We start from the raw sequence: 15,187 nt of genomic DNA, 5'->3' as shown, positions 1-15,187 counted from the left end.
GGCAGCTTTCGGCTAAGCGAAATATGTACGGATCGCCTGTTCCGTCGTTTCTTTGCCTGTTTGAATCGTTCTCTCAATCTCCCAATCCCAATATTCCGGCATGAACAATTCTACGGATACCATTTCGCTATATCCAATTTCACTCAGCGTTCTTAGGATAACATCTAAGTCCACAGAGCCATGGCCTGGCCATACCCGGTGTTGATCCCTCAAAGCGCCGACAGGCAAATCTTCACAATCGTCAATATGGAACACGAAGATTTTAGCGGGATCTGCCTGCTGTAAATCCTCAAGCCTGGAGTTCATTGCATGAAAATGGAAGCAATCCAGCACGATTCCGACGTTGTCGCGATTAACTGCTTGAACGATTTGATAGGCTTGTCCAAACGTATTGACCGAGCAGTTCGGATAACCCACGAATTCGAAGGCCAGGCTTACCCCGTAAGCTTGTGCACGGTCTGCCAAATCATGCAGGACTCTGACGGTTTCCTCCTGAATTTGTTGACGGGTATAATCGCCGATGTCGAAGGTAGGAACAACAACAATTTTTTTACAGTCAATAACGGAGCCAACCTCACAAAGGAATTGCAGGTCTTCTACTATTTTACTGTAACCGGTTTCATCTCGAAAGCTGATGAATTCAAGCGCATTGAAAGCAAACGATTTTATCTTACTGGTATCGAAAAAGTTCTTCAAATCAGCTACTGTATGCTCCTCTAAGTATTCCTTTAGTTTATCCAAGCGGATTTCAATCAGATCGTACCCGTGCTTCTCACAAAATTCAAGATCGATTTATTGAAAGACACTTCTCCCCATATCCACTTTCACCCCATCAGATACAAGACTCCTTTTCCATGCGAATAATGAAATCCTCTCAGCAACTGATTATTCCATAAAAACCATCTTTTGCATATATCTCTTATATTTGGTTACTTTAAATTAATAAACCTTAAGGAAAAGAGGGAATAGAGGTTTGGTTACATTCTTATCTTTTGTGATTCTGCTTATCGGAATGGTCATCATTACTTATATAGACTCGATTGTTTATGGCACTTCTTTCCTAAAAGCGTTCATGAATATCACAGAATTTAACGTACAGACAGGGAGGAATACTGTATTTGTAGCAATTGGACTCACCTTTATGTATGCCATTATTGTCGATTATCGATTAAGGAGAAATAAAAACCCTTGTAACCATAATACAGATTAAATAAGGAGCTGAGTGAAAGTGAGACTAGTGGAAAAAATATCGCTGTCGCAGCTATTCGTTCTTATATTCAGCTTCCATTTAGGTACGGCTATTGTAGTTAGTGTTGCCAATCAAGCGAAACAGGACGCATGGATCGCTATTTTGCTTGCTTCTTTCATAGGGATCGGTTTAATACAATTTTATAGTTTCATTTTAATGAAAATGCCCAATAAAAACTTATTTGAAATTCTAGAGGCTTGCTTTGGAAGAAAAATAGCGATTTTACTATCAATGGGTTACATTGAATACTTTATTTATAATGCCTCCCGAAATTTACGTGATTTTTGCGAGTTGATAAAAATAGTTATTTTCCCAAATACGCCTATGGAATTCATTTCGTTAACCTTCATGCTGGTCATTGCTTATATTCTGTACATGGGCATAGAGGTTTTGGGGAGGAGTATGGAAATATTTTTCCCATATACTGTATTTTTTTTGATATTAATTATGTTCTTACTTTATATTGGCGGAAACATTCACCTTGAAAATTTACAGCCCATTCTTGCTGAAGGATTTAAACCCATACTAAAGGCCATTTTTCCGGTTCTTCTAACTTTTCCTAATGGTGAATTAATCGTACTTACGATTATTGGAGCTTATGTGACTCAATGCAAGCATATAAAAAAAATCAGTATCATTTCTGTCACTCTAGCAGGCTTACTACTCACTGGTTTTACTATGATTAAAATTAGTGTTTTGGGGTTTGAAATTAACGAACGTTCCACGTTCCCTCTACTTAATGCAGCAAGAGAAATATCGGTTGCTAATTTTATTGAGCGCTTGGACGCTGTAGTTGTTTTTGTGATGATGATGGGAATATACGTAAAAGTGAGTATCTTTTTCTATTGTGCGTTGAGAGGTATAGGATATGTCTCCAAATTGCATTATCGTCCATTTGTTATTCCAGTCGCGATGCAAATAGCCATGTTTGCCATTTTAATTGCAGCAAACACTACTGAACACTTCCATGAAGGTTTTCACCTTGTGCCCCTGTACATACATTTACCTATTCAATATATAATTCCATTCCTAATATTTTTGTTTATCATTTGTAAAAATATAAAAAAAGGAGGTGCTGCCAAAGATGTTGTTTAAAAAATTATTTAAATCCAAAATAAGGAAAATTGACCCCTGGATTCCTACACAAGAAAGTCGAAATATAAAAATCGGAAAAGATTTAAAGGCTAACCAAAATCATTTTCAAGAAATTTTCGGACATACATCCGATTTTTATATAGAGTCCCTGTATATAGGGCAACGAGAAGCATTGATTTGCTATCTCACGACTATGACCGATGAACAAGCAATTAATGATAAAATTGTGCTCTCTCTTTCTGTCGCTTCCGTTAATCCGTTATCTATAGACAATGAAAGTGAGCTTGAACAATTTTGTAAGGAGAAATTAGCAGGAACCCAGCTTCAGTTGTTAGAGTATGAAACTCAAGTAATCGACAACATCCTTTCTGGACATGTTATTCTCTTTATTAAAGACTTTACAAAAGCAATTTCTATACGTATGAATTCCATTTCTACACGCTCCATAGAAGAACCAAGCACGCAAGGTATTATTCGTGGTCCGAAGGATGGTTTTACCGAATCAAGTGATACGAATTTAAGCCTGATTCGACGCAGAATCAAAAATCCTTCACTTCGTTTCGAAAAACATACTCTTGGTTCAGATACATCTACAACTGTTTACGTATGCTACATTGATGGCATAGTGAATCATGGAATTTTAGAGGAAATAAACAAAAGAATCAGTGACATTACAACCAATGCCATGTTTGATTCGGGGACGCTTGAAGAATTGATTACGGATAAAACCATCACTCTGTTCCCGCTTATTTTCAATTCGGAAAGACCCGATAGTATCTCAGCTAATTTAGTGGAGGGAAAAATTGCAATTATAGTGGACGGGAGCCCATTCGCGCTCCTGCTTCCTACTGTTTTTAATGACTTTTTCCAAATATCGGAAGATTACTATCATCCTTTCCTGATGAGCTCGTTTGCTCGAATGATTCGATATCTATCTTTTATGATCTCCCTCTTATTTCCTTCTTTATATTTATCAGTTATCACCTATCATATTGAAATCATTCCGACATCATTATTGGTAAGCCTTACGTCTCAGAGAGAAAATATTCCTTTTCCAGCTTTATTCGAAATATTTATTATGGAAATAACATTTGAAATTTTACGGGAGGCAGGTGCTCGAATGCCTAAAGCTGTAGGTCCTACCGTGTCAATTGTTGGAGGTTTGGTTATCGGTCAAGCCGTTATTGAAGCGGGAATCGTTTCAACTTCTACGGTTATTATTATTGCATTATCGACAATTTCAAGCTTTGTTTCCCCTATTTACAGCTTTGCTGTATCGACTCGTTTATTGAGATTTATTCTAATTCTTTTTGCATCTGTTTTCGGTCTCTATGGAGTCGCATTAGGTTTGATCATTTTGATCGGACATTTGTGCGGTCTTCGTTCTTTCGGAATTCCCTACATGGCTCCGTTTGCACCCTTTATTATTGAGGACCAAAAAGATGTTATTTTTCGTTTTCCTACTTTTTCATTAAAAAACAGACCCAGCTACCTCAAAACGGAAAAACCACTTAGGCAACCCAACGTTGAACCTCCTACGCCCCCGATGGAGGAAGATTCTGGATGATGACAAGAATAATCGGTTTGTGTGTACCTTTACTTATTATCGTCGTTATTGTAAGTGGTTGTTGGGACCGAAAAGAGCTTAATGCAACATCCCTTATTACAGGGATCGGCATAGACAAAGGGGAGTATAAAAAATATAAATTGACAACTGAATCGATCATTGAAACAGAAATAAATCCAAAGACAGGCGGGAAGGCTACCCCTTCCATCATTTTTAGTCTGGAAGGTGATATGATTGCAGAACTTGTGAATAAGTTGAATATTGGCTTCACGAGAAGTTCAACTTACTCTCATGTACAAGTCATAGTCATTAGTGAAGAGGTAGCCAAGGAAGGCTTACTTGAATTTATTGACTTTCTGGACAGAAATCGAGAAATACGAAATGAATATAATCTGATTATTGCAAAAGGAGTTTCAGCATCCGATGTATTAAAAGTTTCTTATCCCCTGCAAAAATCTTCTTCATTTAAACTAAAAACACAGCTTGAGACCATGTTCAAGGATTATGGCGGGGATCCTCAGAGTAAAATCAAGGATTTTGTTTCCTCGTTAATTTCGAAAGGAAGAGAACCTGTGCTAACCGCTGTTACCATCCAAGGTGATGCTGAAAAAGGGAAAAGAAAAAGTAACATGGAGACCATTGAACCCGATGCTATGGTTTTATTAAGCGGTATAGCCATTTTCAAGGGCGAGCAGTTACAAGGCTATCTTGCCGTGGATGATACCAGATATTATTTGTGGACCCAAAACAAAATCAAATCCACGTCTATAACCACTACATGTGGAAAGAACAAGTTCATCACTGTTCATATATTTAATTCTCACTCCAAAGTTAAATCACACTACAAAGACGATAAGCCTTTTATACAAATTTCGGTTTCCTTGGAAGCCAAAATGGAAGGCACACAATGTAGCGATGACATGAGGAAATTAGAAACATATACCCATTATCAAAGCCTGATTGAAGAACAGGTGAAAGCTGGAATTAAAGGGACCATTGAAAAGGCCCAAAAGGAATATAGCTCCGATATATTTGGCTTCGGTGAAGTCATGAATAGGCAGGATTATCAAAATTTCAAAAAAGTCAAAGAAAATTGGAATGACGAGTTCGCGAAGGCAGATATTGATGTAACTGTAGACGTTAAAATGAGGTACTTGGGATTGAAAACTAACACTTTTTTAAATGAGAACAATTAATGATCATGAGCTTTAGCGAACCTGGGCGCATCGCTGACAGCGATGCGCTTTCTCGTGTGAGTCGATTTCATTACCAAAAGACTCGTTCGCAGCTGAGAGTTTTAAACGGCTACATTTCTACTTTGAGTTTTCTGCCATTCTTCACTTCTTACTCCCTTCATAAACGGCTTTACAAAGGTCTACCGTAAACTGGCCTGACATGCCCTCCAATGCGGTGTTGGTAAACGCCACGACGCTTATTTGCTTTACGGGATCAACGAACCACGAATGACCATAGGTTCCCCCCATACGCCAAGTTCCTGGTGACTCGCAAGTTTCTGCGGCGACCGGATCTTTAAGCACGGTAAAACCTAGACCGAATCCACGCCCCGGCCAGTAAGCCATAGGAAGGCTTCCGATCTGGTTAGTCGTCATCTCTTGGACCAAACTCTTCGGCAAAAGAGGTGCCCCACCCATCCGCAAAGTTTCCAGCAGTTGCAAAAGATCTCCCGCGCTGCCAACCATACCTGCTCCACCTGATTGATAAGCGCTATCATCAAGTGCCCGACCGGGAGCAAGCCTGAAACCGGCCGTGCCTTCTATAAATGGAATATGGTCACTGTCAAGCATACGACGTGGCTCAGGAATAGCACTCGCATATGCCGCAGAAAGCCGTATCGGGTCGACCGTAATAAACCCCGTATCATTCATGCCAAGCGGTTCGGTCACCAGAGAACGCACCGCTTCGTTTAGTGGGGCACCCGCAACTTTGGCAATTACTGCACCAAGAACATCTGTTGCAATGGAATATTTCCACTGGGTGCCTGGCGCATAGAGGAGCGGTACAGAAGCAATACGGCGTAGATTCTCATCCAATGTAATGTCAGCCTGGTCCATGCCATCTGATACTCCGGCGCTCTCGTATGAATCATGTTCTTTCTGAAAGAATCGATAGGTCAGCCCAGCCGTGTGAGTCAACAAATGCCGAATAGTCACTGCAGCAAATTCACCGCTTAGCAGACGGGGGTTAAACTCGGGCAGCCAATAGTCCACACGGTCGTCTAATTGCAGGCGGCCTTGCGATACGAGTACCAGGGCAGCCGTGGAAACGATCGGCTTGGACACGGACGCAAGTCGGAATAATGTATTATTTTGCATAAGCCGGTGATGCTCACGGTCTGCAAAACCGGCAGCACGACTATAACTTTGCTCTCCATTAATCGCAACTTGGATAACCGTGCCAACCAGCCGTTTTTCAGCAAGTGTACGATCAATTACCTCATCAATACGTGCTTGTAGACCCTCTGTATCCATCTTGTTTGAATTGTATTTACTCAACGATAGTCATCCTCTCTGAACCGTTCATCCATTGATTACTTTATCGGTATGAGTTTATTATATTAATAAATACGTTCATTTTACATAACATATTAAACTTATAATAGATATAACACATAGGAATTCGTTTATTTTCATTTTAATTACCTTGAATTTAAAGGATGATACTTAAAGTGTATCTTATTGATATGTAATGCCAGACACAAGCAGTACCAAGTCAACACGCTGCTAAAAAAAACCGCCAAACACTCAAAGTAGTGTTTAGCGGCTTTAGGTTTTATAGAGCCCAGGGGCATGCATCGTTCCTCTGCCTCCCAAACCAAGAGATATATGAATCCTGTTTGTAACCTTTCGAAATACACAATCCGCAAAGATGATCACGTTACACTCGGTTGTGATCAGCCCTCCACACAGTTATGGATTTCTTGATCTTGTCAGGCTCCATCCCCGTTTCGGCTGCCTTCACACATAATTGAGGAAATGATTCGTCTGAAGCAAAACGAAGTGCGATGATCTGCTGTAAACTGAGTCTTGCATCCAGGGGTTTGCCTGTAAGATGAACGTGCCGAAAGTTCTCTTCCTGGAAAATGCTGCGATCCTGCAATTGGGTTGCAAATAGGCGAACAAGCGCCGCCAATATTAATACACATATGGAAATACCAAAATCAAAAAGGGAAGCATAACTAAATTGCTCTTTAAACATGTGAATAATCGACGCAATGAATAGGATCAGTGCGATGGGTGCCAGGACAAAATGGAATAGAGGTACAAATTTCTTATGATTGTCATAACTTTGCGCTTTGAGCTTACTCAATCTTTTTCCTCCTTGTAAGTCGCTTTGATAACACTATAATATTTCAAAATGAATTACACACGACATGGCATTCACACCATCCCCTTCGCTGCGTCGCACATATCTTTCATGTATTCAACAAAAAGTTGGTAAATCCTGTTGTTCTGGTAACTGCCAAAATAATAAAACACATTTATTAATTATCCGTCATTTACCATGCCGTTCCTCTTTTTATGTCGATATTTCCCGGGGAATCCTTAGCTGCAAAAAAATCTCCATACTTCGTATGAAGGTTTTTCATCAAATCTGTTAATCTTCAAATAATTCCTTAAGGACAGCCTTCCTGTTTTCCAGAAAACGTCTGGTAATAATATAATGCAGCGTATCCTCATATCGAATCCCGGCTACAGGCTGAACGTCAAAGTTCAGTATTTGCGCATTTGGATATCCGAGCAGAATTGGTGAATGTGTAGCGATGATGAACTGAGCATCGTGCTCCAAATCTTTAATAATGCGCAGCAATGCCAGCTGCCGCGCAGGCGATAGAGCCGCTTCCGGTTCATCCAGCAGGTAAATCGCCCTTTTTCCAAAGCGATGTGTGAAAAGTGAAAGAAACGCCTCCCCATGCGATTGCTCGTGTAAGGAACGACCTCCATAATATTGTAAGCCCTCGGGCAGCGTGTCCATATGGGATGCAAAGTGATAAAAGGTTTCTGCTCGCAGAAAAAATCCATTCGTGATTTTGGGCATCCATGAGAGCCGAATATGATCCCCCAGAATGGACGCGGAAGCCTCTACCTCATAGGCGTTGTTCCTCCCTCCTCCAGCCGTGTTAAATCCGCACTGATAGGCGATCGCCTCCAGCAGTGTCGATTTCCCTGAGCCATTCTCCCCTACTAGAAAGGTGACATTCGTTTCAAACGAAATGGAGTCCAATTCTTTGATCGCGGGTATCGTAAAGGGATACGCTTTTGAGTCATGATCTTTATTTCTGAGAATTTCCAGGCTACGCAAATACATGGTGTTCAACTCCAATACTTATACTCTTAATTGGATACATTCAGCTGTTTGATAAGGCTAACACGAATGATATCATCCCAAATAGGACCACGTCGAACCTCTTGATAACCTATTTTTTTATTAAGCTCAATGACGTGATCATTTACCGCTTCGGTATGTGTATATATTAAATTGACATTGTGATATTGAGCTTCTTCTTCCAGCTTGCTTTTAAGTTGTGTTGCCAAGCCTGCTCTGCGGTAATCTGGATGCACCCATAATTGAAATATCTCGAGGAATCGACCGTCACTTTGAAATAGGGTACGATCTAATTCATTATATATCGTTTTCCATGAATACACATCATCCCTATTGGATATGGAATACATGATCATACCAATGGGCATGGACAAAACTGAATCCTCAGCAATAAATGCACCTTTATTGGGATCAGTTACATACTTCTGTATCTTCTGGCGGTGTTCCTCTTGCTGCTGCTCTGTCAGTTCAACATCATCTGGTCCTGACGTGTATCCATCATTTTTCAAATCAATTCGAATCAAGAATTCAAGATCATTCCTGTTTCCTTTTCGCAAGATGAGCATGGTATCCCCCTTATAAACAACTTATCGCACTATTTCTAGCAGCTCTTTCAGGAGTCAATCTGCTTCCGTAATCCTATAAACTCAAACTCACCATCCTCACATTTTTTTAGAATATAGGATTTATCCAACCATGTGCTCTGAAATTGATGGTTCCCAATAGGATAGAGAGGTTTGTGAAAGCGGCCCAAATGTACAAATTCCCAATGATTATGAACTCTTCTTAATTCTGCACGATCTTTTACGTAGACGCCTTCATACTTTTCAGCTAACTCTTCATCAAGAACGATTTCCAACGGCTTCTGCGGAACCTCTGAATTTCCTGTAAAGATCAACTCACTGATCGCGTTCCCTACCCGAAAATAATTAACGAAGTCATAATTGCATAGCACAATAATACAAATATCATCTTCGAAAAAACTTTGCATATACGCACCAATTCCAAGATATGCACCGTCATGATAAAATCTTGGTTTTCCGTACATATAATCCTTGAATAAACCATAGCAGTAACCGTTTACATTCTCCTGAAAAAAGCGAGAATACGTGCTGTTGCCCAGCAATTTACGTTCTTTGAGACAAAGATACCATTTATATAAGTCTGAACAGTTAGAAACCATACCTCCAGCACCGATACTATAAGCAGGATTATGATATTCTCCCCTTACTATACTTTCATGGATCATGCCATATCCGAAGGCTTTGCTTGTCAGAATTTCCATTCCATCCTCAAGCGTCGTGTCGAACATCCCCAGTGGCTTTAAAATATGTTCCTCCAAATATTTTTTAAATGAAATACCACTTACCGATTCAACAAGAAACGCAAGCATATGGTATCCTGCATTACAATATTCGTATCCTGATCCCGGTTCAAAATGCAGCGGACGCTCCCGGAAAAACTTTACGAACTCGCTCTGGCTGTAATTCGTTTTGTCATAGTCTCCGAAGAAATGGCCATCCAGTCCGTGGAAAATGGGTAAACCAGAAGTATGTGACATTAAATGATGGGCAGTGATGCGCTGGTCCACCTTTAGCTCGTCAGGAAGGTAATCATTAACGGATTGATCGATATCGATCAGAGATTGGTCATACAACTGCATAACAGCAAAAGCCGTAAACTGCTTTGAAACTGAAGCTAAACCAAAACGGGTGTCGGTATGATTGGAAATATCGAATTCAATGCAAGCCTTACCATATGCCTGAGTACAAATAATTTCCCCTTGTTTAACAACACGGATAACCCCTGAAAATGGATAAAGCTCCATATACGCGTTCATATAATGCAGGATAGCATTAGAATTGCTCAAAATTTTCATCTCCATTCCTACATTTCACATACGATTCACATCAATTAGTCTAACGTATTTGGATTTTATTGTAAATTAAACATAAACAGCGGTCACATCAATCCAGATAGGCCGCCGCGCTGCGGTACAAGCAAGTAATCCACCCTTATTTCAAGCCGAGATTTTGCTGCAACAAAGAAGGTGGCATTTTGTAAATTGATTTAAAGCATTTGTTAAAGTAGCTTTTATTCTCATAGCCAAGCTGAACCGATATTTCCTCTACCGTTTTGTTTGTCGTTTCGAGCCATTCCTTAGCCTTCTCCATCTTCATCCGGGTGACATAGCCGATAAAGCTCTCCTGTGTCTCTTTTTTATACAAACGGCTGAAATAGGCCGGATTCAAATGCAGCAATTCCGAAACTTCCTCCAAAGTAATTTTCTGGTCAAGATGGGTTAGCACATATTTTTGTGCTTTAATGATTTCCATACGTCTGGAACGTTTGGACATCGTCGAAATAGATTCGAGCAGCGATTTCCAAAATAAAGTCAGCCACACTTCCAATTCGTAGACCGATTCGACAGATAAAACAGCTTGATGCAGCAGCTCCTTCGACATTTCAAAATCAAAATATTGTGCTGAGGATCTGACCTTCACATATTGGTCCATCACCAGTCTGAGAATGAAACTCTTCAGCTCTTCAGGATGAAACCGATGTTCGATGAAGAAACGGAACCATTCCGAAATCGTTTCATCAATCAGTTCCACAGCTTCATCAAGTAACAGCTTCCCGAAGGCATCAGAGACTTCCGAGTAATACTGGAAAATATCCTCGCGGGCAAACGGAACGGTTAGCTGCTCCATTCGGATGACCACCCTATCAGCCAAATAAAACCGTTGAAGGGACAACTCCATTAAGACATTGATCTCCCTTTTAAGCACTTTAATATTGCTGCTGTAATGCTCCCCCATAATAAAAGAAACATCAATTTTTATATATTTATGAATGGCTGACTGAATATCCTGTAAGGGCTTCTTATCGAAATCCGTAACCTGATTCCCGGTCATTCTAGTCCCGGCAAACAGAAACAATAGTTCCTTGGAGCCTAAACGGAAACAAACCGCATCCTGATTATTATGCAAAATTTCATCGATGATATTGCTTATCGCATATACAAGCACTTCCTCGGACTGGAACCGTTTCAACTGCATGTCATATTGATTGATGTAGCAAATGACGGAGAAGTATTTTTTAGTTGAAAAATCAATACCGAATTTGTCAAACTCCCGATGCCATTCGGCTTCATCAAAGATCGGAGCATGTAATAGCTTGCTGATCAGCTTCTCCTTCAGCGTATCCTGATTTTGCTTGAAGGATAGCAGCATCCCTTGGTTTCTTCGGGTTTCGTTCTGTTCCTCATCCATTTGAACCAGCAGCTTTTTCAAAATATCGACCATCTCTTCAATTTCCATCGATTCCTTGAGCACATAATCTTGTACATGCAGCTTAACCGCTTGGCGGGTATACTGAAATTCATCATGGCAGGACAAAATGACTGTACGCATTTTGGGATTGAGCTGCTTCAAGTGTTGGATCAGCTCGATGCCATTCATTCCGGGCATGCCAATATCGGTAATCAAAATATCAGGCATCTCCTCCTGTGCTTTGGCCAGTGCCGATAAACCATCCTCTGCATATCCGATGCATTGCAGATTCAGTTCAACCCAAGGGATTTCTTGTCTCAAAAACTCGATTACCGGATAGTCGTCGTCTGCCAACAGTACTTTGTACAAGTTAATCCTCCCCTTTTGCCCGAAGCGGAAGCTTGATGGTAATCTCCGTGCCGCTCTTGGCATCGCTTTGAATATCCATTTGAAAGGAAGGACCATAAATCAAGGCCAAACGGTCATGGACATTTTTCAATCCAATCCCATTGATTCGGCTCTTGGAGTCATTCGCTTCGCGATTAAATGATTTTTTCAGTTCATCCATTTTTTCTTCATCGATGCCCACACCGTCATCCCACACGGATATGATTAAATAAGTTTGATCTTTCCATATAGACAAGATGATGTGGCCGTATTTCTGATTTAACCCATGTATAAAAGCATTCTCAATAAAAGGCTGGATCGTAAATCGAGGGATATCCTCCATCAGCACATTCGGTACGATGGACTCCTCAAACTGGATTTTTTGATTATGTCTAACATTCATCAGCTTCACATAATGTCGAACTGTATCTACTTCCACATCCACCGGCAAAAACTCATTGTTGCGGTTGATCGTCATACGCAGCAGCTTGGAGAGTGATGTAATGAGATCGGCGCTTTCCCGGTCCCCTCTCATTCGGATTTTCATCCGGATCGAATTTAACAGGTTAAATAAAAAATGCGGATTGATTTGCGCCTGCAGCAGCTCCAGCTCCAGCATCCGTTTACGCGTCTGCTCCTCCGTGATCTGCTCTATCATCAATTCAATGCGTTCCAGCATCTGATTAAACACCTGTCCAAGCCGGCCTATTTCATCCGTGCCTCGAATATCCGCTCTGACATTCAGCGTTCCTAATTTAACACTGGCAGCTACCCTCGCCAATACAACGAGCGGTTTCGTAATTCGGTTAATAATCAAGTACAGGAATACAATAAAAATAAGCAAAAAAACAAATTGAGCCCAATAATCGTTTTTACGAATATTTTGAATCTTTTCAATCGCCGTTTGGTAAGACACCAAGCTGATCAGATGCCATCCCGAAATCGAAAGCGGTTCATTTAATAATATATATTCCTGGTTGTCCACCATTAAAAATTTGGTTTTCGATTGATCCGTAGCTTCCATCTGTGAAAAGACCGTTCCTATTTGCTGGTTATCCGTGCTTGCAAGAATGGTGCCTGCTGAATCCGTTAACATCATTTTTTGCGTTGGAGCATACTTGTTGAAAAAATCGCTGATCATCTGCTCCTCCGCACTTAAAACAATATAAGCATAGGGCTTGGAGCTGCCTGATTTGAGTACCCTTGCCATGGTTACCAGATTAGGGCTTGCTTTCGTTCTTGAGCCAATATAGTTCGGGTGTGTTCCCACCCAGTGAATATCATACTCGGTCATGGAATCCAGCTTCGCAAACCAGGGCTCGGAACGAAACTGCAGCGGATTGAATTCGGAGCCCGAATAATTCGTAAAATAAGCCCCATTGGGCAGCAGGACCGAGATATACATATGATCCTTGGAGAACACGAGCGTCTCCAGTTTATTCGTTATATATTTACCTTCCATCACGATTAACGAGGGATCAAACGGTTCTTGACCCAGCTTTTTCATGACGGTTGCAGTTTCATTGTCAAATTGAATGTTATTGGTCATATAAATCATGGAATTCAACAGGTCCGTCACATATAAATTCGCAACATCCAATGATTCCTGAGCATTCGTGGCTGCCTGCTCACGCAGTACATCTCTTGTAAAATAATCGGATACCTGGATGGCAATAATGGGAGGAGCGATCAGACAAGCGATAATGGAGAACATAATTTTTTGTCTCAGAGACAATTTGAACAGCTTTTTAAATAATGAGTTCAATTCCATCCCTACTTTGCGTAAAACAGGATAACCGTGAAGAGTAAATCACTCTCCACGGCTTGTATTTTTCTGATAGATCTATTGTATCATACCCTGCACCTAATTATTTATTGGTATTAACCACATCAGTTACAGCTTTTTCCGCATTTTTAATCGTCGTTTCCAGATCAACCTTGTCCAACAGGAATTTTTCTACTTCCGAGGTATACCGTTTTTCCGCGTCGCTGATATAAGCTGGAGGAGCAACAATTTTAACCGGCTTCGCACTGTTCATCACATATTCCAATGAGGCTTTATCGACCATTTCCGGATTTTTACCTGTCTTAATCAAGCCGTCGATCATTTTGTTTAAATCTGCTTTCGTCCATGATGAGATCATAGCCTCCGAAGCCAGGATACCTTTGGTCGTAAACCAACGAGTAAACTCATAAGCTTCCTTCGGGTTCTTCGAGCTTGCAGCTACACCAATATAATCAATCGTAGCCAATGTTTGTCCGTTTGGATCGTCTTTGGAAAATTTGGGGTATGGAGCAAACACGGATACAAATTTGGCCGGGATCGTTTCACTGCCTGCCGCTTCCGTAATCATCCAATTTCCTGTCGGTATGATCGCCGCTTTACCACCAAAGTATTCATTACGGTATGTTAATTTTTGCGAAATAACATCTGCATACGAATGAGCCGTTTTGTCCACGTTCTGTACTTGATTGGCAATTTGCAACGATTTACGGATGCGATCGTTATTAATTTCAACCTTGCCATCCGCGGTTACGATACGGTTGTTAGTCGGATTGTTCACGTTTGCCAAAGTAATGTACTGCATCCAGTTGTGGAAATACGTTCCGTATTGCTTGGACGGGCCTTCGCCTTTGGTTAGCTTCTTGGAATAATCCATGAACTCATCCCAGGTCCATTCCTTGGGAACCGCAAGGCCTGCTTCATCAAGCTTTTGTTTGTTTAACATCACAAACCAGGTAAGCAATCTGCCTGGAAGCGCGTAATATTTACCGTTGATTTGAGTTGTAGCCTTGTATTCGCTATCATAGTCGATTCCGTCTGTTTTCAAAAAATCGTCCAACGGAGCCAGCATTCCTGCATTCACACGCTGCGTATATCCAGTTGAGTCATTCAGCATGACAACGTCCATTTGTTGACCGGAAGCCGCCGCCAAGTCCAGCTTTTTCATTGCTTCATGAGCATCATCCTTGGAGGATAGAATATTTACATCAACCTTGATGTTCGGATATTCTTTATTAAATTCGGGCATAATCTTGCTCCAATGAGCCGTTTCTTCAGACAACCAGGTGTAAACCTTAAGATTAACCTGTTTCGCATTGCCAGCGCCTGCAGCAGCCTGCTCTTCCTTAGGCTTTTCTCCACAGCCTGCTAACAACGAAGCCATCATTGCACTGGTAAGCAGCAAAGCACTTGTCTTTTTCATTTGAATGTATCCCCTTTATTTGAATTCAATTTTGTAAGATCCAGCAGCAACTTCATTATAGCCGGCG

At 40.9% G+C, this 15,187-nt stretch carries 12 protein-coding genes; 3 read left to right on the top strand and 9 right to left on the bottom strand.

The window, feature by feature from the left end; genetic code table 11:
• Positions 1-12: 12 nt before the first annotated feature.
• Complete coding sequence (locus BK127_RS33470) at positions 13-792, bottom strand: sugar phosphate isomerase/epimerase family protein (protein ID WP_076236437.1); 780 nt, start codon at positions 790-792, stop codon at positions 13-15.
• A 436-nt stretch (positions 793-1,228) separates the two neighbouring features.
• Here BK127_RS33470 and BK127_RS33460 point away from each other — a divergent pair, with 436 nt between their 5' ends.
• The 3 genes from BK127_RS33460 to BK127_RS33450 are packed head-to-tail and all read left to right on the top strand — an operon-like array spanning position 1,229 to position 5,107.
• Positions 1,229-2,344, top strand: coding sequence for a GerAB/ArcD/ProY family transporter (locus BK127_RS33460; protein ID WP_076236435.1), 1,116 nt, complete (start codon positions 1,229-1,231; stop codon positions 2,342-2,344).
• Positions 2,334-3,911 (top strand): spore germination protein, encoded by a 1,578-nt coding sequence (locus tag BK127_RS33455; RefSeq protein WP_076236434.1) that lies wholly within the window; start codon positions 2,334-2,336, stop codon positions 3,909-3,911. Before BK127_RS33460 ends, BK127_RS33455 begins: the two co-directional genes overlap by 11 nt.
• Positions 3,908-5,107, top strand: coding sequence for a Ger(x)C family spore germination protein (locus tag BK127_RS33450; RefSeq protein WP_083689798.1), 1,200 nt, complete (start codon positions 3,908-3,910; stop codon positions 5,105-5,107). The genes BK127_RS33455 and BK127_RS33450 overlap by 4 nt, the downstream gene beginning before the upstream one ends.
• A gap of 141 nt (positions 5,108-5,248) precedes the next feature.
• On the opposite strand, the gene BK127_RS33445 is transcribed toward BK127_RS33450, so the two are convergent.
• The 8 genes from BK127_RS33445 to BK127_RS33410 form a co-directional block, all read right to left on the bottom strand.
• Positions 5,249-6,400, bottom strand: a complete 1,152-nt coding sequence (locus BK127_RS33445) for a serine hydrolase domain-containing protein (protein ID WP_076236463.1) — start codon at positions 6,398-6,400, stop codon at positions 5,249-5,251.
• A gap of 406 nt (positions 6,401-6,806) precedes the next feature.
• On the bottom strand, positions 6,807-7,238 hold the full coding sequence (locus BK127_RS33440; RefSeq protein ID WP_076236433.1) for a DUF6526 family protein: 432 nt from the start codon (positions 7,236-7,238) through the stop codon (positions 6,807-6,809).
• A gap of 288 nt (positions 7,239-7,526) precedes the next feature.
• Positions 7,527-8,237 (bottom strand): AAA family ATPase, encoded by a 711-nt coding sequence (locus BK127_RS33435; protein ID WP_076236432.1) that lies wholly within the window; start codon positions 8,235-8,237, stop codon positions 7,527-7,529.
• 26 nt (positions 8,238-8,263) lie between these two features.
• Complete coding sequence (locus BK127_RS33430; RefSeq protein WP_179097694.1) at positions 8,264-8,779, bottom strand: GNAT family N-acetyltransferase; 516 nt, start codon at positions 8,777-8,779, stop codon at positions 8,264-8,266.
• 89 nt (positions 8,780-8,868) lie between these two features.
• Complete coding sequence (locus tag BK127_RS33425; protein WP_076236462.1) at positions 8,869-10,134, bottom strand: serine hydrolase domain-containing protein; 1,266 nt, start codon at positions 10,132-10,134, stop codon at positions 8,869-8,871.
• A 136-nt stretch (positions 10,135-10,270) separates the two neighbouring features.
• Complete coding sequence (locus tag BK127_RS33420; RefSeq protein WP_076236430.1) at positions 10,271-11,896, bottom strand: response regulator; 1,626 nt, start codon at positions 11,894-11,896, stop codon at positions 10,271-10,273.
• 1 nt (position 11,897) lies between these two features.
• On the bottom strand, positions 11,898-13,679 hold the full coding sequence (locus BK127_RS33415) for a cache domain-containing sensor histidine kinase (RefSeq protein WP_076236429.1): 1,782 nt from the start codon (positions 13,677-13,679) through the stop codon (positions 11,898-11,900).
• Between the two features lie 103 nt (positions 13,680-13,782).
• Positions 13,783-15,120: an ABC transporter substrate-binding protein gene (locus tag BK127_RS33410; RefSeq protein ID WP_076236428.1), complete on the bottom strand. Its 1,338-nt coding sequence runs from the start codon at positions 15,118-15,120 to the stop codon at positions 13,783-13,785.
• Positions 15,121-15,187 lie beyond the last annotated feature (67 nt).

This window comes from Paenibacillus sp. FSL H7-0331 (assembly GCF_001956045.1).
Note: the sequence above shows the minus strand (reverse complement) of the source record. Positions and strands in the feature narration are given on the sequence as shown.